16 protein-coding genes and 1 pseudogene are annotated in these 21,954 nt (G+C 72.0%); 9 read left to right on the top strand and 8 right to left on the bottom strand.

Going from position 1 to position 21,954, the window contains the following annotated elements:
• The first annotated feature begins 73 nt into the window (after positions 1-73).
• The 4 genes from ACFYM0_RS04870 (at position 74) to ACFYM0_RS04855 (ending at position 4,295) form a co-directional block, all read left to right on the top strand.
• Positions 74-961, top strand: a complete 888-nt coding sequence (locus ACFYM0_RS04870) for a carbohydrate ABC transporter permease (protein ID WP_388496749.1) — start codon at positions 74-76, stop codon at positions 959-961.
• Positions 958-1,917, top strand: a complete 960-nt coding sequence (locus ACFYM0_RS04865; protein WP_388496536.1) for a carbohydrate ABC transporter permease — start codon at positions 958-960, stop codon at positions 1,915-1,917. The genes ACFYM0_RS04870 and ACFYM0_RS04865 overlap by 4 nt, the downstream gene beginning before the upstream one ends.
• Before the next feature lie 86 nt (positions 1,918-2,003).
• On the top strand, positions 2,004-2,981 hold the full coding sequence (locus tag ACFYM0_RS04860) for a hydroxyacid dehydrogenase (RefSeq protein ID WP_388496748.1): 978 nt from the start codon (positions 2,004-2,006) through the stop codon (positions 2,979-2,981).
• An 81-nt stretch (positions 2,982-3,062) separates the two neighbouring features.
• Positions 3,063-4,295, top strand: coding sequence for an alpha-L-fucosidase (locus ACFYM0_RS04855; RefSeq protein ID WP_388496534.1), 1,233 nt, complete (start codon positions 3,063-3,065; stop codon positions 4,293-4,295).
• On the opposite strand, the gene ACFYM0_RS04850 is transcribed toward ACFYM0_RS04855, so the two are convergent.
• The 6 genes from ACFYM0_RS04850 to ACFYM0_RS04825 all read right to left on the bottom strand — a co-directional run bounded on the left by ACFYM0_RS04850 (position 4,288) and on the right by ACFYM0_RS04825 (position 12,167).
• Positions 4,288-6,630, bottom strand: coding sequence for a family 20 glycosylhydrolase (locus tag ACFYM0_RS04850; RefSeq protein ID WP_388496531.1), 2,343 nt, complete (start codon positions 6,628-6,630; stop codon positions 4,288-4,290). The two genes, ACFYM0_RS04855 and ACFYM0_RS04850, sit on opposite strands and share 8 nt — an antisense overlap.
• Positions 6,631-6,815: 185 nt before the next feature.
• Positions 6,816-7,862 carry a TolB family protein gene (locus tag ACFYM0_RS04845; protein ID WP_388496529.1) on the bottom strand — a complete coding sequence of 349 codons (1,047 nt, stop codon included), beginning with the start codon at positions 7,860-7,862 and terminating at the stop codon, positions 6,816-6,818.
• Positions 7,859-9,211, bottom strand: coding sequence for an MFS transporter (locus ACFYM0_RS04840; protein ID WP_388496526.1), 1,353 nt, complete (start codon positions 9,209-9,211; stop codon positions 7,859-7,861). The genes ACFYM0_RS04845 and ACFYM0_RS04840 overlap by 4 nt, the downstream gene beginning before the upstream one ends.
• Positions 9,211-10,557: a discoidin domain-containing protein gene (locus ACFYM0_RS04835; protein WP_388496523.1), complete on the bottom strand. Its 1,347-nt coding sequence runs from the start codon at positions 10,555-10,557 to the stop codon at positions 9,211-9,213. The genes ACFYM0_RS04840 and ACFYM0_RS04835 overlap by 1 nt, the downstream gene beginning before the upstream one ends.
• Positions 10,558-10,811: 254 nt before the next feature.
• Complete coding sequence (locus ACFYM0_RS04830) at positions 10,812-11,537, bottom strand: hypothetical protein (RefSeq protein WP_388496521.1); 726 nt, start codon at positions 11,535-11,537, stop codon at positions 10,812-10,814.
• A 60-nt stretch (positions 11,538-11,597) separates the two neighbouring features.
• Positions 11,598-12,167 (bottom strand): DinB family protein, encoded by a 570-nt coding sequence (locus ACFYM0_RS04825; protein ID WP_388496518.1) that lies wholly within the window; start codon positions 12,165-12,167, stop codon positions 11,598-11,600.
• A 289-nt stretch (positions 12,168-12,456) separates the two neighbouring features.
• On the opposite strand from ACFYM0_RS04825, the gene rox reads away from it, so the two are divergent.
• On the top strand, positions 12,457-13,881 hold the full coding sequence (gene rox / locus ACFYM0_RS04820; RefSeq protein ID WP_388496746.1) for a rifampin monooxygenase: 1,425 nt from the start codon (positions 12,457-12,459) through the stop codon (positions 13,879-13,881).
• 22 nt (positions 13,882-13,903) lie between these two features.
• Here rox and ACFYM0_RS04815 read toward each other — a convergent pair whose 3' ends face one another.
• Positions 13,904-14,770, bottom strand: coding sequence for a hypothetical protein (locus ACFYM0_RS04815; RefSeq protein WP_388496516.1), 867 nt, complete (start codon positions 14,768-14,770; stop codon positions 13,904-13,906).
• A 25-nt stretch (positions 14,771-14,795) separates the two neighbouring features.
• Positions 14,796-15,152, bottom strand: a complete 357-nt coding sequence (locus ACFYM0_RS04810; protein ID WP_388496513.1) for a hypothetical protein — start codon at positions 15,150-15,152, stop codon at positions 14,796-14,798.
• Positions 15,153-15,689: 537 nt separating this feature from the next.
• Here ACFYM0_RS04810 and ACFYM0_RS04805 point away from each other — a divergent pair.
• The 4 genes and pseudogenes from ACFYM0_RS04805 to ACFYM0_RS04790 all read left to right on the top strand — a co-directional run.
• The gene (locus ACFYM0_RS04805) at positions 15,690-15,935 is read left to right on the top strand and encodes a hypothetical protein (protein WP_388496512.1); all 246 of its coding nucleotides are present in this window, start codon (positions 15,690-15,692) and stop codon (positions 15,933-15,935) included.
• Between the two features lie 50 nt (positions 15,936-15,985).
• Entirely contained in the window at positions 15,986-17,095 is a 1,110-nt protein-coding gene (locus ACFYM0_RS04800; RefSeq protein ID WP_388496509.1) for a zeta toxin family protein, read from the top strand.
• 246 nt (positions 17,096-17,341) lie between these two features.
• On the top strand, positions 17,342-20,758 hold the full coding sequence (locus ACFYM0_RS04795; protein ID WP_388496506.1) for a DNA polymerase III subunit alpha: 3,417 nt from the start codon (positions 17,342-17,344) through the stop codon (positions 20,756-20,758).
• Positions 20,755-21,582, top strand: a pseudogene (locus tag ACFYM0_RS04790) (hypothetical protein); the annotation flags it as partial. The gene ACFYM0_RS04795 and the pseudogene ACFYM0_RS04790, both read left to right, overlap by 4 nt.
• Positions 21,583-21,954: the final 372 nt, after the last annotated feature.

The raw sequence follows: 21,954 nt of genomic DNA, 5'->3' as shown, positions 1-21,954 counted from the left end.
TTCCTCCGCAGCGCACCACCAAGGAGACCCGGTGGCAGCACCACTCACTCGTTCAGCGCGCGGCGCCGCGCCCGTGGGCCGGCCAGGCCAGGGCAGGGCGGTGCTCGTCTTCCTCGGCCCGTTCTTCCTGCTCTTCACCGCGGTCCTGATCCTGCCCGTCGTGTACGCGCTCTGGATGAGCTTCTTCACCGAGCAGTCCTCCGGTCTCGGATTCGGCGGCACCGAACGGGTCTTCAGCGGGCTCGGGAACTACACCAAGGCGCTCGGCGACCACGGCTTCACTTCCTCCTTCCTGCACGTGGCCGCGTACTGCGCCGTCTACATCCCCGTGATGATCGGCGCCGCGCTCGCCCTGGCCCTGCTGGTCGATTCGGCCGCGGCCAAGGCCAAGCGCCTCGTCCAGTTCGCCGTCTTCATGCCGCACGCGGTCCCCGGACTGATCGCGGCGATCATCTGGACCTACCTCTACACCCCCGGCCTGAGCCCGGTCCTGGACTGGATCGAAGCGGCGGGCGGCCACTGGGACTTCTTCGCCGCGGGCAGCGTCCTGCCCTCGCTGGTGAACGTCGCGGCCTGGCAGTGGGTCGGATACAACATGATCATCTTCTTCGCCGCCCTGCAGGCCGTGCCCCGCGAGGTCATCGAAGCGGGCGTCATGGACGGCGCCGGTGAACTGCGCATCGCCCTGCAGATCAAACTGCCGATGATCCGCTCCGCCGTGTTCCTCACCCTGCTGTTCACCTGTGTCGGCGTGGTCCAGATCTTCGGCGAGCCGATGCTCCTCTCGAAGCGGGCCGGCTCGATGGGCTCGGACTGGTCTCCGATGATGTTCATCTACAAGGCGGCCTTCGAGCGGCACGACTACGGCCTCGCCTCCTCCGCCTCGCTCATCGTGGCCCTCGTCGCCGGCACCCTCTCCTACGTCGTCACCCGGATCGGAAAGCGAGGTGACTCGGCATGAGCACCCAGACGGCCCCCTCGGCCCCGCCCGAGGCCGCTCCCGGCAGCGAGCCGGCACCCGCACCCGGAGCGCCGCCCGCCCGGAGGGCGGACCGGAAGACGGCCGGGAGGCCGCGCCGGAGCGGTGCCATGGCCTCCAGGACCGTGGTCAACGCCGTGCTCCTGGTGGCGGTCCTCTACACCCTGATGCCGCTGACCTGGCTCCTGATCGCCGCCACCAAGAACCACGCCGACCTCTTCGGGACGGCCGGATTCGGCCTCGGCGAGTTCCACCTCTTCGACAACCTCCGGGCCGTCTTCAGCCATGACGGCGGCATCTTCGGCCGCTGGCTGCTCAACAGCCTCCTCTACTCCGTCGTCGGATCACTGGCGTCCTCGCTGATCAGCGTCGCCGCCGGATACTGCTTCGACAAGTACGAGTTCCGCGGCAAGGGCGCGCTCTTCGGTCTCGTCCTGACCGGCACCCTCGTCCCCACCGTCGTCATCACGCTCCCGCAGTACCTCCTCGCCTCCGAGGTCGGCATCGTCAACACCTACTGGTCGGTCCTCATCCCGGCACTCGTAAACCCCTTCGGCGTGTACCTGGCCCGGGTCTTCTCCGAGGGCTACGTACCCGGTGAGGTCCTCGAGGCCGCCCGCATCGACGGAGCGAGCGAGCTGCGCGTCTTCCGGTCGATCTCGCTGCCGATGCTCCTGCCCGGCTTCATGACCCTCTTCCTCTTCTCCTTCACCGCGAGCTGGAACAACTTCTTCGGCCCGCTGGTCATGCTCAACGACCAGCACCTGTATCCGGCGGTGCTCGGCATCTACAGCTGGAACCAAGTCGTGCTCCAGTACCCGGAGTTCTACTCCCTCGCCATCACCGGATCCCTGGTGGCCGTCATCCCGCTCGCCCTCGCCTTCGTCGGCCTGCAGCGGTTCTGGCGCTCCGGCCTCTCGGCGGGAGCGGTCAAGTGACGAACCCCGGCCTCCCCGACCCGACCAACCTCCCCGACCCGACCCGCCGGCCCGGCGGGCCCCGCAAGCCCCGCACCCTCCTCGTCATGAGCCCGGAGACGAAGGCGGCCCTGCTCGACGAGCGGGCCCTCGCCCGGCTCGGCGCCACGGCGCTCCTGGACCCCGACCTGCTGGTCACCGACTTCGCCGCGGCCGACCCCGCGCGGCTGCGCGAAGCAGAGGTCCTGCTCACCGGCTGGGGCTGCCCGCCCCTCACCGAGCGGGCCCTCGACCTCCTCCCGTCCCTGCGCGCGGTGGTGCACACCGCCGGAACCGTGAAGGGGCTGATGACGGAAGCCGCCTGGCGGCGCGGACTGTCCGTCACGAGCGCGGCCGAGGCCAACGCCCAGCCCGTCGCCGAGTTCACGGTCGCCGCGATCGTCTTCGCCAACAAGCGCGTCCTCACCACCGCCCGGGCCTACCGGGAGGCCCGCACCCAGCTCAACCCGCTCACGCTGTACCCCGGAATCGGGAACTACGGCCGAACCGTCGGCATCGTCGGCGCCTCGCGCATCGGCCGCCGGGTCATCGAGCTGCTGCGCCCCTACGACGCCCACGTGCTGGTCCACGACCCGTACCTGGCCGGGGACGAGGCGAGGGCCCTGGGGGTGGAGCCCGTCCACCTGGACGAACTCGTGGGCCGCAGCGACGTGGTGACCGTGCACGCGCCGCAGACCCCCGAGACCCGCCACCTGATCGACGCCCGCCGGCTCGCCCTCATGCGCGACGGCGCGACCCTCGTCAACACCGCACGCGGCACGCTGGTCGACACCGAGGCACTCACCGCGGAACTGGTCTCGGGCCGGCTGCACGCCGTCCTCGACGTCACCCACCCCGACGTGCTGCCGGCCGGATCGCCCCTCTACGACCTGCCGAACGTGCTGCTCACCCCGCACATCGCCGGATCCCTCGGCAACGAACTCGGACGTCTCGCGGCCTGCGCCGCCGAGGAGTTGGAGCGGTACGCCCGAGGGCTTCCCTTCGCCCACGCCGTCCACCCGGCGAGCCTGGCCCACTCGGCCTGAACGCCCGCCGACGAACCCCGAAAGCCCCCCATGACGCCCGGTCCCTCAGCCCCCCTCGCCGGCCCCGCCGACACTCCCCTCGTGCCCACGTCCGGACAACTCGCCTGGCAAGAGGCCGGATTCGGGATCTTCCTGCACTTCGGCATCAACACCTTCAACGGTGTCGAGTGGAGCGACGGGACCCTGGACCCGGCCACCTTCCGGCCCGCGCACCTCGACGCGCGCCAGTGGGTGCGCACCGCCGCCGAGGCCGGAGCGAAGTACGTCGTGCTGACCGCCAAGCACCACGACGGCTTCTGTCTCTGGCCGACCGAAACCACCGCCTACTCCGTGGCCTCCTCGCCCTGGAAGGACGGAGCGGGCGACGTGGTCGCCGAACTGGCCGAGGCCTGCGGGGAGGCGGGCCTCGGCCTCGGGCTGTACCTCTCCCCCTGGGACCGCAACGCGGACTGCTACGAGGAGCCCGCCGCGTACGACTCCTTCTACCTCCGCCAGCTCACCGAACTCTGCACCCGCTACGGCCCGTTGTGTGAGCTGTGGTTCGACGGTGCGGGCTCCGAGGGGCGCACGTACGACTGGGACGCGGTCATGGCCGTGATCGACCGGCACCAGCCCGACGCCATGGTCTTCAACATGGGCCGCCCCACGATCCGCTGGGTCGGCAACGAGGAGGGGCTCGCCGCCGACCCCTGCCACTACGTCACGCACTCCACGGGCATCAGCCTGTACGACGAGCGCCGGGCAGAGCTCGACTCGGCCGCCTACCTGCCACCCGAATGCGATGTCCCGCTCCGCGCCGACTGGTTCTGGCAGCCCGGGAACCACCACACCCTCAAGAGCCGCGAGGACCTGCTGGAGATCTGGTACTCCTCGGTGGGCCTGGGCGCCGGCCTGCTCCTGGGCGTGCCACCCGACCGGCGCGGACTGATCGACGACGCCGACAGGGCGCGGCTCCTCGAGTTCACCGGAGAGCTGGAGCGGCGCCTCGGCGATCCGCACTCCGCCGTGCTCTCGGTCGCGGTGCTCCCGGCCGGCGTGCTCCCGGCCGAGGGGGAGGAGCTCCTCGCGGACTTCGGCCGGTCCGTCCGCGTCGACCACGTGGAACTGCGCGAGGACCTCACCGGGGGCCAGCGCGTGAACGGCCACGAGATCTGGGCGGACGGCCGGCTGATCGCCTCCGGCCACACGGTGGGGGTCCGGCGCGTTCACCGTCTGGAGCCCCTCACCGTACGGGAACTGCGGATCCGGCTGACCGGAACCGGGGCCCGGCTGACCGCGGTGACGGCAGCCGGACCGCGGCCCGAGCTCAGCTGACCTGCCAGCGCTGGTAGACCGTACCGCCGGCGGCCTGCTGGCTCGCCAGGGCCCCGTCGGCGCCGGACGCGGTGGTCAGGAGCAGCCCGCTCTTCTTGTTGGCCACCGTGTAGTCCCCGGAGCCGAGCGGGGTGAGCAGCCAGCGCTGGCTGTCGCCGCTGCCGCAGGCCGTCTGGACCACGGCCGCGCCCGCAGCGGTGGAACCGCCCGCCACGTCCGCGCAGAGTCCGGACGAGCCGTTGGTCATGGTGTAGCTGCCGTCGCCGGTGAGGGCGAGGCGCCACTGCTGGTTGGTGCCGCCGTGCGGGGCCCAGGTGATCAGCTGGGTACCGGAGGCGGTGGAGCTCGCCGGGTCGTCGAGCGCCTTCCCGGCCGAGGCGAGGGTTCGGATGCCGCTCAACTGGCCTCCGTACACCTCGAATTCGTACAGCGAGTAGCCGTAGGTGGTGCCGCGCTGGGTGCCGTACACCCGGATGTAGCGGCCGGAGCCGGAGAGGCCGGTCAGATCCTGGACCCCGCCGGTGCCCGTGGTGGTGGAGTACGCGGTGCGCCAGGTGCTCTGGTCGTCGGAGAGCTGGATCTGGAAGCCCTTCCCGTACGCGGCCTCCCAGCGCAGGACCACCCGGTTCACGGCCTGGGAGGACCCGAGGTCCACCTGCAGCCACTGCGGATCGGCGTACGCACTGGACCACCGGGTGCCCGGGTCGCCGTCGGTCGCCAGCGCGGCCGGGAAGTTGACGGTCTCGGTGCTGGACGCGGTGGTGGGGCGGTTGCGGGCGAGGTTGCCCGGTTGGGCGAGTCCGGGCCAGGCGGGGTTGTGTCCGATCGCGGCCACGATCGGTGTGAACGCCGCGTAGGTGGCGACCGGCTTCGGTGAACCCCAGGTCTGCTGGGCGAGGCCGCGCAGCGGGTACATGATGCCGGCGGCGATCTGCGTCTCGGTCTCGGCGTTCGGGCTGTCGCACCACACGTGGACCAGTGAGCCGCGGTTCTTCGAGGGGTCGGTGATGGTGTTGCCGCCCTCGAAGCGGTCCGGGGTCCAGGTCTCGTACATCCACTTCGTGTCCGGTTTCGCACCGCCTAGCACGTAATAGGTCGGCGTCCAGGACTCGTTGGCGATCGTGTGTCCGGCGTTGACCAGCTGCTGGGGGGTGAGCCCGTAGCTGTACCAGTACTCGACGAGGATGCGGGCGTCGGGCGTGACGGTCCCGTCGCCGGCCTTGATGCCGTCGTTCCACATGCGGGTGGTCTTGCCGGCCGCGCGGACCAGGGCGTCGGACCAGTTCACGAACCCGTAGTAGGTGTCCTTGGCGGTGGCGTTCGCGCCGTAGTGGGCGCGGGCGTAGCTGAGCAGCTGCGGGTACCTGGCGTAGTCGGTGACGTACTCGTCGGCGCCGATGTGCCAGTACGGGGCCGGGAACAGCGGCAGGTACTCCTCGACCAGGTCCTTGATCAGGGTGTAGGAACCGGGCAGGGACAGGTCGATGAACTCGGAACTGGCGGTGCCCGAGCTGTCCTTGAGCTTGAGCTCCGGGTGGGAAGCCAGGATCTGGTTCATGTGCCCGGGGGTGTCGATCTCGGGGACGATCGTGACGTGGTACTTCTGCCCCAGTGCGATCAGGTCCGCGATGTCCTGCTTGGAGTAGTGGTCGGCGGAGACGATCTCCGGGTGCGTGGAACTCTCCAGGCGGAAGCCGAAGGTGTCCGACAGGTGGAAGTGGAAGTAGTTGAGCTTGAGGTAGGCCAGCTCCTTGATGTGCTGCTTGACCCAGTCGACGGTGAAGAACTTCCGCCCTTGGTCGATCATGAGCCCGCGCTCGGCCTTGGTGGGCCAGTCCACCGCCGTTCCGCCCGGCACGGAGGTCGACTGGCGCAGCAACTGCAGTACCGAACGGGTGCCGTTGAAGGCTCCGGTGTCGGTCCCGGCCTGAAGGGCGAGGGACTGGCCGACGGTCATCCGGTACCCCTCGGCGGGCAGCGAGCCGTCGCCCAGGCTCAGGCCGATGTCACCGGGCGAGGGGCTGCCGGTGACGACGGCCACCGGACGCCCGGCCAGTGCGCCCAAGTCCTCCGCAAACGTGGCGGCTTCGTCGGAGAGCTGCGCGGTGTGGGCGGGATCGACGACGATCCGGCTGGTGCTCGTGAAGCCGTACGCCCCGCTGCCCGCCGTCCACTGCCGCAGGGCCGGCACCGTCTGCGGCGGCGCGGCGGCGACGGCCGCCCCCGCCCGCAGGGGCTCGGCGCCGGCGGCGGACGGCAGGGACAACGCGGCCAGGGCCAGGGCGGAGGCGGTCAGGAATCTGAGCAGACGCATGGCGAGTCCCCAGGTGTTCACGGCGGCATCTCCCTCCGGCCGTGACCGCCGGAGGGAGTGGCCACAGTGCAACGCAATGACAGGTCTATGTCAATAGATGCTCGAAGCGGCGGCCGAATGAGCATCATCGAGCACCGGCGCCCGGATCGCCGCGCGCCGGCCGTACCCGCCGGCCGTACCCGCCGGCCGGACGCCGGACGCATCCGCTACGGCATCTCGGCCGCACCGGCCACCGCGACCGGGGACGATCCGCCCGTGACGGACAACCGGGGTGCTCCGGTCCCGTCCGCGGGGACGGTCCAGACGTCGCTGGCGCGTCCGTCCGCGCCCGGCAGGGCGTAGGCGACCGTCCCGTCGTCCGTCCAGGCCGCCTGGTCGTCCACGCCGCGCGTCTCGGCGAGCGGGGTCTCGGCCATCGTCCGCAGGTCGAGGACGTACAGCCGCCAGGGTGCGGCCGGGTCGTCGGACACCTTCTTCTTGAAGGCGACCCGCGTGTTGTCGGGAGACAGGGAGGGGCATTCGACGTTCTCCCGCAGCGTCCTCGCCGACCAGTCGCCCATGTTCCCCTCGACGAGGTACGTACGCCCCTTCGTGGAAACGGTGGCGTAGAAGCGGCTGTCGTCGCGGGCGAAGCTCACGCCCCAGTAATTGACGTCGGGGGAATGGTGGCGGACACCGTCGATGGTGAGCGGTATCTCCTCCAGTGACTTCACCAGGTATCCCGTGCGCAGGTCCAGGACGGCCGTCCGGGTGGAGAAGCCGGTCGTGGAGTACGAGTCCCCGGTGGCGAACACGGTCCAGGCGAGCATCTGCCCGGACGCGGACACCCGGGCCCGGGTCGGAACCCCGGGCAGGGTCTTCCGGCTCACTTCGCGCAGCTGTCGGTCGAGGACGACGGCGTACGTCTTCGGCAGCACCCCGGGCTCGGCGCGCAGGCAGAGGGCGGTGCCCCCGGCGGCGTGGAACCGGTCGCAGACGGGTCCGCCCGCGGTGCGGTCGGCGCCGCCCGCCGTCGCGGTGAGGGGCTGGTGCGCCACCCGTCCCGTGGCGGTGTCCCGGAAGTACAGGGCGGGACCGTCGAGGGTGAAGGAGGCTTCGGCGGCGCCTCGTTGACCGGCCGGCCGGTTCCCGGCGTGCAGGGCGTACCCGGTGGCGGAGCCCGCGAGGAGGACGACCGCGGCAGCCGTGAGGGCGGATCGGGCCCGGCCGCCGAGCCGCCGCGCGGGCGCCGGGGTGATGGGCGGTGTGGTCATGAGGTGCTCCTCTCACTGGTGGGGGACTGCGCCGGCGCCAGGGCCGGGGTGGCCGTATCGCCCGTATCGCCCGGAGCGTGCGCATCGCCCGCATCGACCGCCGCGCCCGGATCGCGCGGCAGCAGTGCCCAGCCGCCCGCCAGCGCGGCGAGCAGCAGCGCCGCGGCCCCCCAGAGCGCGGGCCGCGGCCCCCACACCGTCCAGGCGGCGCCGAATCCCGCCGCGGCGAGCATCCGGGCCAGGGCCTGGCCGGTCTGGAGCACGGCGAGCCCGCCCGCCCGGCCCCCGGCGGGCAGGACCGGCCCGGCGAGGGCCATCAGCACCCCGTCGGTGGCGGCGTAGAACACCCCGAGCAGGGCGAGGACGGCCGCGAGGAGCAGCGGCGCCGGCCCGCCGGCCGGGGCGAGCAGGACGAGGTAGGCGCCGAGCAGGGCGAGGTGTCCGTACAGGAACGGCCGTCGGCGCCCCACCCGGTCGGCGATCCGGCCCACCGGGACGGCCAGGAGCAGGTAGCCGGCGGCCGCGCCGAGCGGCAGCAGCGGGAACCAGCCGGGGTCCAGGCCCAGTCGGCGCTGGAGCAGGAGGTAGACGAAGGCGTCGCCGATCGTGGCGCCGCCGAGAAGGGCGGCGGCCCAGAGGATGCGCCGGAAGGCGGGGTCGCGCAGCGCGCCGAACGCCTTGCTCCGGGGCGGAGGCGGGCCGGGCGCCGTGGCCGGGCGGTGGTACCCGGGAACGTGGAGGACCAGGATCAGCACGCCGAGCAGGCCGCAGCAGAAGCTGGCGACGAACACCGCGTCGTACGCGCCCGCGGTCGCCCAGAGCAGGGCGAACGCGGCGAGCGGACCGAGCAGGGCGCCGGTGGTGTCCATGGCCCGGTGCACGCCGAAGGACCGGCCGAGTTCCTCGGGAGGGCTGCTGAGGGTGATCAGGGCGTCGCGGGGCGCCGTACGGATGCCCTTGCCGACCCGGTCGGCGGCCAGGGCCGCCGCGATCCCGCCGGTGGCGCCGCCCGCGAGCAGCAGGCCGAGCCGGGAGCAGGCCGAGACGGCGTAGCCGATCCCCGCGACGTGCTTGTACCGGTGGCCGCGGTCGGCGAGGTGTCCGCCGAGCAGCCGGACGACCGCGCCGGCTCCTCCCATCAGCCCGTCGAGGAAGCCGAATTGGAGGGGGGAGAGGCCGAGTCCCAGGACGAGGTAGAGCGGCAGCACCGCGCTGACCATCTCGGAGGAGACATCGGTGACGAGGCTGACCGTGCCGAGCGCGAGGACGGCGGCGGGGACGCGCCGGCCCGCCCCCGTGGTGGGGGGCGGGGCCGGAGCGGCCCGGCGGCCTGTGGTGGCCAGGTACATCAGTGGCAGGTGTACTTCGGGCTGGTGTCCTTGACCGTGCCGTCGGTGGCGACGTACGTCCAGCTGTAGGCCGAGTCGGTGAAGTCCAGCTTCAGGACCCCGTAGGTACCGCTGATCCGCTTCTGGCTGTTGGGCTGGACGTCCTCGATGTCGTACGGGTCGGCGCCGCCCATGCCGCCGACGATCTCGGTGATCCCGTCGGCGGTGGCGTTGCCGTTCGGGTCCTGCGGGGCGAACCGCTCGTAGTGGTGGTCGTGGCCGCCCAGCACGAGGTCGGCCTTGGCGCCGTACAGGATGTTCCAGACGGGCTTGCTCACCGGGTCGTTGCCGTGCCCGCCGGAGGAGTACAGCGGGTGGTGCCAGTAGGCGGCGATGCAGCCCTTGGTGTTCGCGGCGAGGTCGGCCTTGAGCCAGTCGATCTGGGCCTTCTGGTCGAAGGAGTTGGAGTCGAGGGCGATGAAGTGCCAGTTGCCCTCGTTGAAGCTGTAGTAGCTCTTGCCCTGGGGGTAGGCGACGGCCCCGAAGTAGGCCTTGTAGCCGGCGAGCGGTCCGGCGGGGTCGTAGGTCTCGTGGTTGCCGGGCACCGGGCGGGTCTTGTCCTTGAACGCGCCCCAGGAGGTGTCGTAGTAGTTCCGGTAGTCGGAGAGCCGGGCGTCGTCGTACTGGTTGTCGCCCATCGTCAGATAGAACTTCGGGTTGATCTTCTGGGCCTGCGCGGCGGTCTTGGGGTGGGCGCAGGAGCTGTCCGAGGCGGTGCACTGGGCGGCGATGTCACCGGCGGCGACCACGGTGAAGGCGCCGGTCGGCGGGGGAGTCCCGTCGAGGGTGCCGTACACCTCGACCTCGTACAGGGAGTACCCGTAGGAGGTGCCGCGGGCGGTTCCGTACACGCGCAGGTAGCGGCCGCTGCCGGAGAGGCCGGTCCAGTCGTCGGTGCCGCCGTTCCCGGCCGTCTCGTTGGCGAGCCGGGTCCAGGTGGTGCCGTCGGCCGAGATCTCGACCCGGTACGTCTTGGCGTACGCGGCCTCCCAACGCAGCGCCACCCGGGTGACGTTGGCGTTCGCGCCGAGGTCGACGCGGATCCACTGCGGGTCCTTGCCCTCGACGCTGGCCCACCGGGTGGTGGTGCTGCCGTCGAAGGCGTTCTGCGGACCGAAGCTCGAACTCTCCACGGAGGAAGCCGTGGCGGTCTTGCCGCGCGAGATGAGGGGGTCGGCGGCGGCGCCGGCCCGTTCGGGATAGGCGAGCAACAGGCCGCCTACGAGGAGCAGTACGGCGGTGATGACCACGCCGATCGTGCGGCGCGATGTGTAAACATGAGGTGAGCTTGGGGTGTTCAGGCGCATTCCTGACTCCCTGGCCTGGTGGGTGGCGAGAGCTGGCACCGGTACGAGACCCCGCACCCCTGACCGGGTGCGGGCAGGGGTGGGCGTGGTCACAGCGGCCGGGTCAGAGCTCTCACTGAGCGCGTCATGCCCACGGATGCGGGCACCGCGCCGAGCCGCCGAAGCGGGATGCTAGCAAACAGGAAACTTTCCTACCAGTCATTCGCGGCAGGAGCTTCGGGAGCTTCGGGAGTGGTCAGGAGCTTCAGTCGCGTTCAGGAGATCGCGTACCACTGGCTGGCCCAGCCGGTGTTGATCGTGCTGGTGGACTGCTCGGCGAGGTTCACGCCGGCCGGGAGCGAGGTCTGACCGGTCAGGACGGTGCTGTAGCGCAGGCTCGGCGGGTTCAGACCCGCGTTCACCGAGATCCCGGCGCCCGTGGCCTTGAGGGTGAGGGCGTTCGTGGCCCAGTCGCCGTTGAGGAGGAGGGCGATGAAGTACGTGCCGGGGGCGGCGGCGAACGGCTTGGCGAGCGGGAACGGCTTGGCTATCGCGTCGGTCATCAGCTGCGGGGAGATGTCCGCGGTGGACGCGACCAGAGTGCCCTTGGCGTCGTACACACCGAGGTAGCAGTTGGACAGCTGGGCGTTGGGGTCGATGCCGGCCAGCCCCAGCCAGATGTTGGACCAGGTGAGCTGCTCGCGCAGCACCATCCGGACCAGGGTGACCCGTCCGCCGACCCCGGCGGCGGACTGGGCGGTGACGTGCCCCGCGTCGTTCGGATCCCCGGTCCAGGCCAGCAGGTTCTGGTCCTGCGGCCGGGGCCCCTCGTACCCGGCGCCACCCGGTACCGGCGCGGGGGAGGCCACTGCCGACGGGGAAGCGCCGGCTGCCCCCTTCCCGGCCGTTCCCCCACCGGACGCCGAGCAGCCGGACAGGGCGAGGGCCGCCGCGATCACGGCGGCGAGGCCGGCCGAGGCGGTGGTGGTACGGGTGCGCATGGTCCCCCCATGAAGTGCTGATGTACGAAGGAAGCCATGGTCACACGGGCTGCGCCCGCGTCACTGGCCCACCCTCCCGTCGACGCATTCGCGCAACAGGTCGGCGTGTCCGCAGTGACGCGCGTACTCCTCGATCCGGTGCACCATCAGCTCCCGCACCGCGATCCGGTCCTTCCCCAGCCGCTCGCCCAGATCCGGGTGCGCTGCCAGCGCGGCGTCGGTCGCGGCCTGCTCGCGCTCCAGATCGGCGTACGCCCCGTCGACCGCGGCCTGCTCGGCGACGGCTCCGTCGAAGTCACCGTCGCGCTTGCCGTACAGCTTCGGCAGCGGATCGCCTTCGGTGATCCAGTTCTGCCAGTCCCGTTCCACCTCGGCGAGGTGCCGCATCAGACCGAGCAGCGACATCGTCGACGGCGGGACCGAGCGCCGGGACAGCTGTTCCGGATCCAGGCCCTCGCACTTCATCCGCAGGGTCAGGCGGTAGTCCGTGAGGAATTCCTGCAAGGTGGCGAGCTCGCCCTCCGAACCGCCGGCTCCGCTGTTGCGGGGGTCGTCGTCCGGGTCGGCCCACATGTCGGGGTAGACGGTCGCCCGGGTCCATCGCTCGCCTTGATCGCTCATGCGGCCCATGGTCGCCCGCGAGGGACCGGGCCCGCCAGCGGATTTCCCCCAGGAACGCAGAAAGGCAAGGAGGTTTTCCACTCCTTGCCACTCTCAACTTATAGCGCACCGGGGGGCTTGCGGCAAGGCCCTGGTGGTGCCGCAAAATCACTGACCGAAGGCGGACCCCCGTGGAAATGGTGATTGCGTGACGACCGAAGTGCCCGACGCGACCAACGCGACCGATACGGCCGCCGCGACCGAGGTGAGGGGTATGACCGACGTGACCGACGCAAGCAACCCGACGGGCGTGAGCGACGTGACGGACGTGACCGTGGTCGGTGGTGGACCGACCGGTTTGATGCTGGCCGCAGAGTTGCGCCTGCACGGCGTCCGCGTGGTCGTGGTGGAGAAGCTGACCGAGCCGACCGGTGAGTCCCGCGGCCAGGGTCTGCACACGCGCAGCGTCGAGCTGATGGACCAGCGCGGGCTACTGGACCGATTCCTCGCCGTCAGCGAGAAGTTCCAGGTCGGCGGCCTGTTCGGCGGCATCATGAAGCCGTGGCCGGACCAGCTGGACACGGCGCACCCGTACGGCCTCGCGATCCCGCAGCCGGTCACCGAGCGGCTGCTCGGTGAGCACGCACGCGAAGTCGGCACCGAGATCCGGCACGGCTGCGAAGCGGTCGGCCTGAGCCAGGACGAGGACGGGGTGACCGTCGAGCTGGCGGACGGCACATGCCTGCGCTCGCGCTACCTCGTCGGATGCGACGGCGGCCGCAGTGCGGTGCGCAAACTCCTCGGAGTCGGCTTCCCGGGCGAACCCGCCACGGTCGAGACCCTGCTGGGGCACATGGAGGTGGCCGCGGATCCGGAGACGATCGCCGCGGTCGTCGCGGAGGTCAACAAGACCCAGCTCCGCTTCGGCGTCCACGCGGGCGAGGACGGCTCGTGCCGCATCATCGTCCCCGCCGACGGCGTGTCCGAGGACCGCAGCGCGCCCACCCTGGAGGAGTTCAAGCAGCAGCTACGGGCCTTCGGGGGAACCGACTTCGGCGTGCACTCGCCGCGCTGGCTGTCCCGCTTCGGCGACGCCACCCGGCAGGCCGAGCAGTACCGGGTCGGCCGGGTCCTGCTGGCCGGCGACGCGGCGCACATCCACCCGCCGACCGGTGGCCAGGGACTGAACCTCGGCGTGCAGGACGCCTTCAACCTCGGCTGGAAGCTCGCCGCCGCCGTCAACGGCTGGGCCCCGCACGACCTCCTCGACAGCTACCACGCCGAACGCCACCCGGTGGGCGCCGCCGTACTGGACAACACCCGCGCACAGATCACGCTGATGGGGAGCGACGCGGGGCCCACCGCGCTGCGGAAGCTGTTCGCGAAGCTGATGGACTTCGAGGAGGTGAACCGGTACGTGACGGGGATGATCACCGCGGTGGAGGTCCGCTACGACTTCGGCGAGGGCCACGAACTGCTCGGCCGCAGGCTGCGGGACGTGGAGCTGAAGCGCGGGCGCCTGTACGACCTGATGCACGCCGGCCGCGGCCTCCTGCTCGACCAGACCGGCCGGCTCTCGGCCTCCGGGTGGGCCGACCGGATCGATCACGTCGTCGACGTCAGTGGGGAACTGGACGTGCCCGCCGTACTGCTGCGCCCGGACGGCCACGTGGCATGGGTCGGCGAAGACCAGCACGACCTCGACGCCCACCTGCCGAAGTGGTTCGGCGCCGCCACGGCCTGAGCGCGCGGCCGGCGACCGGCTCCTACCGGTACTGGTTCCTGTACTCCTCGCCTGACGGGCCGAAGTCCATGAAGGGCGTGGCGAGGAACGCGATGAGCAGGAGCACGCCGACGATGCCCGAGGACAGGGGAAGGATCCCCGGTATCCACCGCCCCGCACCGTCGGCGCGAACGGCCTTGCCGGGGTCGTGCGGGTCGTAGCTGACCTCGAGGCTGTGGCGGCCGCTCGAGTCGAGGAACCTCCACGTGTTCCCGTCCAGGTCCGAGTACAGGTAGAGCCACGGCTGAGCGGCGTCGCGGGCGTGGTCGGCCGTCACCGTGATGCCGTGCCGGGGCAGGCGCCAGGGCCTGAGGCCCTCCGGGGCCAGCAGCCAGGCGGCGATCGTGAACGTGAAGCCGATGCCACCGGAGAGGACGGTGAAAACGACGTTGACGGGGTCCGCGAAGTTCACGACGATCACGCTCATGGCGATGATGGCGAGGAAGGACCCCGCCACGAGCCACTTGAGCTTCCGGTGGACCGCTTCCCTCGGGGTCCTGGTCTCCTGCTCGGGCTCGGTGGTACGGGTGATGACGAGGGCGGAGCCGTCGACCACGACGGAGCCGGAGCCGGCGGCGCCGGCCGGCGGAAGCGCGGCGTTCACCGCCCGGGCGAAGGCGGTGGCCGCGGCCTCGCTGACGTCCTCGACCCGGTAGACGGTCGGCGCGGTCGCCGCGGGCGCCGTGAGCCTGACCTCGACGGACCGCCCTTCCGCATGGACGTGCGCGATCGCCGCGAAGGGGATGCGGTGCTCCTGGGGCGCCCGGCGCAGGACCAACTCCTGTTCTGCGACGCGGAGATCCGTCCCGTTCCTGCCGTGGAGGACGGGTGCGGAAGGTGTGATCGACATGGCCGGATTCTATGCGCGAGCCGCGCTAACTCCGTACGGTGAGCAGCTGCCGCCAGCGTGGCTGCTCGGCGATCAGGCTGGCCGCGACCAGCACCGTCACGGCGGCGGCGGCCCACGTCGGCCAGGCCGCCCAGGACGAGACGACGGCCACGCCCAGCTGGAGCAGGACGAAGCCGACGGTCACCGCGCCGGGCACGGGGACGAGGATCTGCTCCCTCGCCATCCCGTTGTCGCCCGGGGTGGCGAAGAGGGTCAGTACGGCCAGCAGCAGGACGACCGACACCACGGCGAGCAGCACGGAGTACGGTGCGAGCGCCCAGGGAGCGGCAACCCAGGCGGCCAGCATGCTGAGGAAGCGGAGCGGGTCCGCCAGGCGTGTCACATGCCGACTTTCCCACACGATGCGGCGGTGCGGGGAGCTTCTGGCATCGTGTAAATACCCCGCAACACAAGGGAATTGGTCGCGTTTGGTCGCGTCATGAGCAGCCCGTCGGAGCGGCGCCGGATCTCGAACGCGCCGTACGGTGCGGGGTCGCCCGTGTCGGCCGGCACCCGCAGGTACCGTTCGGCCCCGGCCAGGTCGCCGGCGTCCGGGTACCCCTCGGCCCAGCGGTCCTCCGGGCCCGGTTTTCCGGCAGTGAGCCGCCGGGCCCGGTCCGCGTCCAGCGGGAGGAGGGTGAGGCGTCGGGTCTGCAGAGGGTCCATCCTCCAGGGGATAGCAGCCGCGCTCCGCGTACCGCATCCGGATTTCCGCTGCCCGGGGCCTGCGCCGACGGCGGCAGCCGCTCCCAAGCCGCTCCCAACTGTCGCTCCCGGGCGGCGGGGTGCCCGGTCATGGCGATGCGCGGGCACTCCCCGGCCCCGGACGCGTTCTGGCATGATCGCCTGATCCGCCGACCGGGACGAGAGGGTGCCAGCCGTGACCGACAAGCCGTCACTGCGTGACTACATCGACCGCTACGCGGCGGGCGAGATCCCCCGCGACGAGGCGCTGGAGGCCATCGCGGCCTGGGACTTCGACGAAGAGTGGTTCGACCCGGCCCACACGGCGCCGACGCACCAGGACAACACCCTGGCCGTGGTCAACCAGGCCCGGGGGCTCGGAAAGCTGACGGCGGAGGACATCGAGCGGATCCGGGTGCGCCTGGCGCGCCGAGGGCTCTGACCGCGGCCTCTGACCGCGGATCGTCGGCGTCGAGCAGGGAGGGAACGAGCGTGCTGTTGGCGGGGGAACACGAGCAGCCGGTCTACCGGGAGCTCCAGCAGCGGATGGGCCCGGGTGGAGACCTTTCGGTGGCAGGGGAGTTCGACACCAGGAACCGCCACGCGGCGGGGGGTCTGTGGACCCCTGATCGGGCGCTCCTGCACGACGCGGTCATCGAGCGCTTCAAGGACCGGTGCAAGGGGAAACCGCGGGACGGCCACGCCGTGCTCATGACGGGCGGAGCGCCCGGCTCCGGCAAGGGCAGGGCGCAGCGCGGTCTGTCGCAGTGGCAGGCGCAGGACACCGAACTCGGTGACGCGCTGCGCCGTGTGCACGGCGTGGACCTCGAGGACTACGTCCTTCTCGATCCGGACGAGTTCAAGGTGTCGCTCTTCGAGCAGGGCGGCGCACCGGAGCTTCCCGCGCACCTGGACCGGCTGTCCGACGGCCGGCCGCTGTCCCCGTCGGAGAAGGCTTCCCTGGTCCACCGGGAGTCGGGCCACGTCCAGGACGTGATCGAGCGGTGGGCCCGCGGTGAGGGCTACAACCTGCTCTACGACCAGTCCCTGCGGGCCCTCGGGTGGACTTCGAACCTCTTGGCGGACCTGCGGCGCGAGGGCTACGACCAGCGCGTCGTGCTGTCCGTGGAGGTCCCCGAGCAGCAATGTCTGGAGCAGAACGCCGCCCGGTGGCTGTCGGGCAGGCGGGAGTTCGATGCCGGGCGCGACTGGTACGGCGGCCGCATGGCGCCGGAGGGCTTCATCAAGGGCCTCTACGCGGACAGCGCCACGGGCCGCGGGTACTCCGTCGGCCGGGAGAACGCCGAGAAGCTGGCCGAGGAGGGTCTGGCCACCGGGCTGATCACCACCGACAGGGGCGACTTCGGTGCGCGGCCCGCACCGACGGCCGCCGCCGCGGCCCCGGCTCGTACGGGTGAGCGCACTCCCGCGCCCGCTTTCCGGCAGGGTGACACCGCGGTGCGGGTGACCAGGGGCGCCGGGTTCCTGCCCGGTGTGGATGTCCCCCGTACCCATGTACCGCCCCCGAGGGGCACGTCGGGCCCGGCCGTTCCCCCGCCGCCCGGGCCAGGGCCCGCGCGCGGTCCGGGCGTCGGTCTCTGAAGGCACCTGCTGCCCGTGCCGGAGACGGGATTCCCGGCCAGGGAGTCCCGGCCCGGGTGTCACGCGCGCCCTGAGGCGGCAGGAAGCGGAACGCGCGGGAACGGTCTGTGACGCCTGCTCCACCTGGGGTAATGCCTTGACGTGTGTGTCGAACAGACTATCGAATACGGTCTACGCTGGAGAGACCGGATGGGGAGCCGGGTGTCGACGATCGGGGGCTGATCAGGAGCTGGAGGTGGTGACGCGATGTTCGCGCACCTGCATGTCGCCTCCGGCTATTCGGTGCGCTACGGCGCGGCGCTGCCCGGACGGCTGGCCGAGCGGGCGGCGGAGCAGGGCCTGCGGGAGCTGGCGCTGACCGACCGGGACACGGTGTCCGGGGCGGTGCGGTTCGCGCAGGCCTGCGCGAAGGCCGGGATCCGGCCGCTGTTCGGTGCGGACCTCGCGGTCCCGCTCCTGGCTCCGGCGGGCCGGGCACCGTCGAAGGGGCGCACCCCGGCCCGGGGCGGTGCCTTCGTCGCGGACTCCGCACCGCGGGTCACCCTGCTGGCCCGCGACGCCACCGGCTGGGCCAACCTGTGCGCGCTGATCACCGCCGCCTGGGCCGCCCGCGCGCAGGCCGGCAGCGGGCAGCCGATCGTCCCCTGGCCCGCGCTCCAGCAGCACGCCGAGGGGCTGACCGTACTGCTGGGACCGGCCTCCGAGCCGGTCCGGGCGCTCGCCGACGGCCGTCCGGACCGGGCGGCCGAGCTGCTCGCACCGTGGCGGGAGGCGTTCGGGCCGCACCTGCGGCTGGAGGCGGTGCACCACCGCCGCACCGGCACGGGGCCCGGCTCGCTCCGGCTGGCCGCCCGCACGCTCGGACTGGCGGCCGACCTCGACCTGCTAGCCGTCCTGACCAACGCGGTCCGCTACGCGACCCCGGACCAGGCGCCGGTCGCCGACGTACTGGACTCGGCCCGCCTGCTCACCCCCATCCGGCCCGACCGCACCTGCAACGGCGAGCGGTCGCTGAAGAGCGCCACCGAGATGGGCGAGCTCGCCGAAGAAGTCGCCCGGGCGGCCGGACAGGAGAACGGCGGGGCCGCACACCTGCTGGCCACCACCACCCGTACCGCCTCCGAGTGCCGCCTCGACCCGTACGCCGACCTCGGGATCGGACGCGTCCACTTCCCCGAGGAACACGTCATCGGTCTGGCCCCCGGCACCTCCGCCCGGACCCTGCGCGAACGGTGCGAGGCGGCGATGATCCGCCACGGCTACGACCGCTCCGCCACCATGCGGACCCGCCTGGAGGAGGAGCTCCGGGTGCTGAACACGCTCGGCTGGCCCTCGTACGCCCTGACCGTGGCCCAAGTGGTCGACGACATCCGGGAGATGGGCATCCGGGTACAGGCCCGGGGGTCCGGCGCCGGCTCCCTGGTGGTGCACCTGCTCGGCATCTCCTTCGCCAACCCGCTGGAGCACGGACTGCTGATGGAGCGGTTCGTCAACCTGCGCCGCCGCACGCTGCCGGACATCGACATCGACGTGGAGTCCGCCCGCCGCCTGGACGTCTACCGCCGGATCATGGACCGGTTCGGCACCGAGCGGGTCTGCACCCTCAGCATGCCGGAGACCTACCGGGTGCGGTGGGCGATCCGCGACGCCGGACTGGCCCTCGGCCTGCCCCCGGACGAGGTCGGACGCCTGGCCAAGGCGTTCCCGCACATCGCCGCCCGCTCGGCCCGCACCGCGCTGCGCGAACTCCCGGAACTGCGGGAGGTCGCCGCTCACGCGGAGCGCTACGGGCGCCTGTGGGACCTCGTCGAAGGCCTCGACGCACTCCCGCGCGGCACCGCGATGCACCCCTGCGGCGTCATCCTCTCCGACGCCACCCTCCTGGGGCGGACTCCGGTCGTCCCGACCGCCACCGAAGGCTTCCCCGCCACCGTCTTCGACAAGGAGGACGTCGAAAAGGACGGCCTGGGCCTGCTGAAGCTCGACGTCCTGGGCGTACGGATGCAGAGCTCGATGGCGTACGCGGTCCGCGAGATCGAACGCACCACCGGCGAGCGCATCGACCTGGACGACCGCACTCAGGTGCCGCTGAGCGACCCGGCCGCCTACGAGCTGCTGCGCGAGGGAGAGTCGCTGGGCGTCTTCCAGCTGGAGTCCCCCGGCCAGAAGGACCTCCTCGGCCGGCTCCAGCCGGAGACCTTCGCCGATCTGGTGGCCGAGATCTCGTTGTTCCGCCCGGGCCCGGTCCAGGCGGACATGATCCGCCCGTTCCTCCTCGGCCGGCACGGCAAGAAGCCCGTCACCTATCCCCACCCCGACCTGGAGCGGTGGCTGAGCTCCACCTACGGGGTGGTCATCTACAACGAGCAGGTGGCGGGCCTGTTCGCCACCATGACCCGGAGCGACCTGGCCATGGGCGAGGAGGCGCGCCGTGCCCTGGCCCAGCCGGAGCGTCTGCCGAAGCTCCGGACCTGGTACCGGCAGAGCGCCGGCGCGGCCGGCTACCGGCCGGAGGTGATCGATGCGGTGTGGCGGATGCTGGAGAACATGGGGGCCTACGGCTTCGCGAAGGCGCACGCGACGGCCTTCGCGCTGCCCACCCTGCAGTCGGCCTGGCTGAAGGCGCACTACGCGGCGCCGTTTTACGCCGGGCTCCTCGAACACGACCCCGGCATGTACCCGAAGCGGCTGGTGCTGTCCGACGCCCGGCGCCGCGGCGTGCCGATCCTGCCGCTCGACGTCCAGTACTCCGCCACCGGCTACCGCACCGAGCGGCTCCCGGACGGCAGGCTGGGACTCCGGCTATCGCTGGCCGACGTCCAGGGCATCACCGAGGAGCAGGCCGCCCGGATCGAAGGGGGCCGTCCGTACACGGACCTCGCCGACTTCTGGGCCCGTGCCCGGCCCTCCCGCCCGGTGGCCGACCGCCTCGCGCGGATCGGCGCCTTCGTCACCCTCGCCTCCGGAACCGGCCGCCGTGACCTGCTCCTGCAGATCGAGGAGCTCCACCGCCACCAGCGGACCCCCATGGGAACCGGTCAGCTCACCCTGACCCCGGCCGGCGCGGGCCCGTACCCCGGGCCGAGCGGTCTGCCGGTGATGACGCCGAGCGAGGAACTGGACGCCGAGCTCGAGGTCATCGGCATGGACGCCTCCCGGCACCTGATGGAACCGCTGCACCCGCTGCTGGCCGAGCTCGGTGTCACCCCCTCCCACCGGCTGAAGGACCAGACGTCCGGCGGGACCGTGCTGGTGGCCGGCGCGAAGGTCGCCATCCAGACCCCGCCCATGCGCTCCGGACGGCGCACCATCTTCGTCTCCCTGGACGACGGCAGCCCGGCCGGTCAGATCGACCTCACCTTCTTCGACGACACCCACGAGCAGGCCGCCTACCCGCTGTTCCACCACTTCCTGCTCCTGGCGCGCGGCACCGTGTCCCGCCGGGGCAAGTCCGTCTCCGTCATCGGCACCCACGCCTGGAACCTCCAGGACATCGCCGACGCCCACCGGGACGGCGGCCCCGCCGCCGTCCGTACGCTGCTGGCCGGCGAGCCCCCGCACTCCGACGGCGACGCCGCTCCGGCAGCCGGGCCGGCTCACGGCGGGCAGGCCGGTGGCGGTGCCGGGCGGCTGTGGCACGCGAGCCAGGGGAGCGCCGGATGACCAGTACCAGTACCAGTACCAGGGCGGCGATCGTTCACCTGCGCTTTCACCGCGTCGGCTTCGAGATCTACCGCGAACTGTTCACGGTGCTCGGTGACATCACCCCCGTCGTCCAGGCACTCCCTCCGGACGGCGCGCTGCTGGATCTGACCGGTGCCACGCGCTACTTCGGGCAGTCCCCGGTGGAGCTCGCGGACCGGCTCCAGACGCGGCTCGCGGCCCGGTACGGGCTGGTCAGCACGGGCGGGATCGGTCCGAACCGGATCCTGGCCACCCTGGCCGCCGACACCGCCCCGCCCGGTACCGTCCGGGTGCTGCCCGATGATCCGGCCGAACAGGAGCGGTTCCTGCACGGCTGCCGGGTGCGGGCACTGCCCGGGGTCGGGTCCGTCCTGGAGCGCTCCCTGCTCCGGTACGGGATCGAGACGATCGGCGACCTGGCCGCGCTCCCGCTGTCCACGGTGCAGCGGATCGCCGGTGCTTCGACCGGTCGCCTCCTGCACGAGCGGGCTCAAGGGGTGGACCTCCGCACCGTCATCCCGGCCGGACCTCCCGCCACCATCGCCAGTGCGCGGCGCTTCGACCGGGACGTCCTCGACCCGGCCGAGGTCCGCCGCGCCCTGCTCGGCGCGGCCACGGATCTCGGATCCCGGCTCCGGATCGCCGGACAGGTCGCCCGAACGGTCGAGCTGCAGGTCACCTACGCCGACCGGTCGGCCACCACGCGTTCGCGCACGCTGCGCGAACCCACCGCGCACACGCCCTGCCTCCAGCAGACGTTGTACGGACTGTTCTCCGCGCTCGGGCTGCAACGGGCGCGCGTGCGGGCGGTGAGCGCCAGGGTCGGCGAGCTGACCGACTCGGCCGGCGCCGCCGAGCAACTGACCTTCGACCGGCACACCGAGAACGCCCGCGCGCTGGAGCCGGTCATCGACCGGGTCGGCCGCCGCTTCGGCGCCGGCGCCGTACACCCGGCCTCGCTCCTGACCCCGCGGCCGGCACCTCGGCGGTCCTTATCGGGCGAGCGTCCCGCGCAGGGCCCCGCCTGCGCGCGGACGCCCCCACCCCGAGGCGGGATCCGGGTACCGGCGGGTTTGGAGCTACGTGCAGGCCGGCCCCGCGGCCGGCAGGTGTTCCCCACAACTGCGCCGTCCCGATCGAGCCGGGCTCCGGGAGGAACCCGCCATTTCCGTCCG

This window comes from Streptomyces sp. NPDC006487, from assembly GCF_042870555.1.
Taxonomy (GTDB): Bacteria; Actinomycetota; Actinomycetes; order Streptomycetales; family Streptomycetaceae; genus Streptomyces.
Note: the sequence above shows the minus strand (reverse complement) of the source record. Positions and strands in the feature narration are given on the sequence as shown.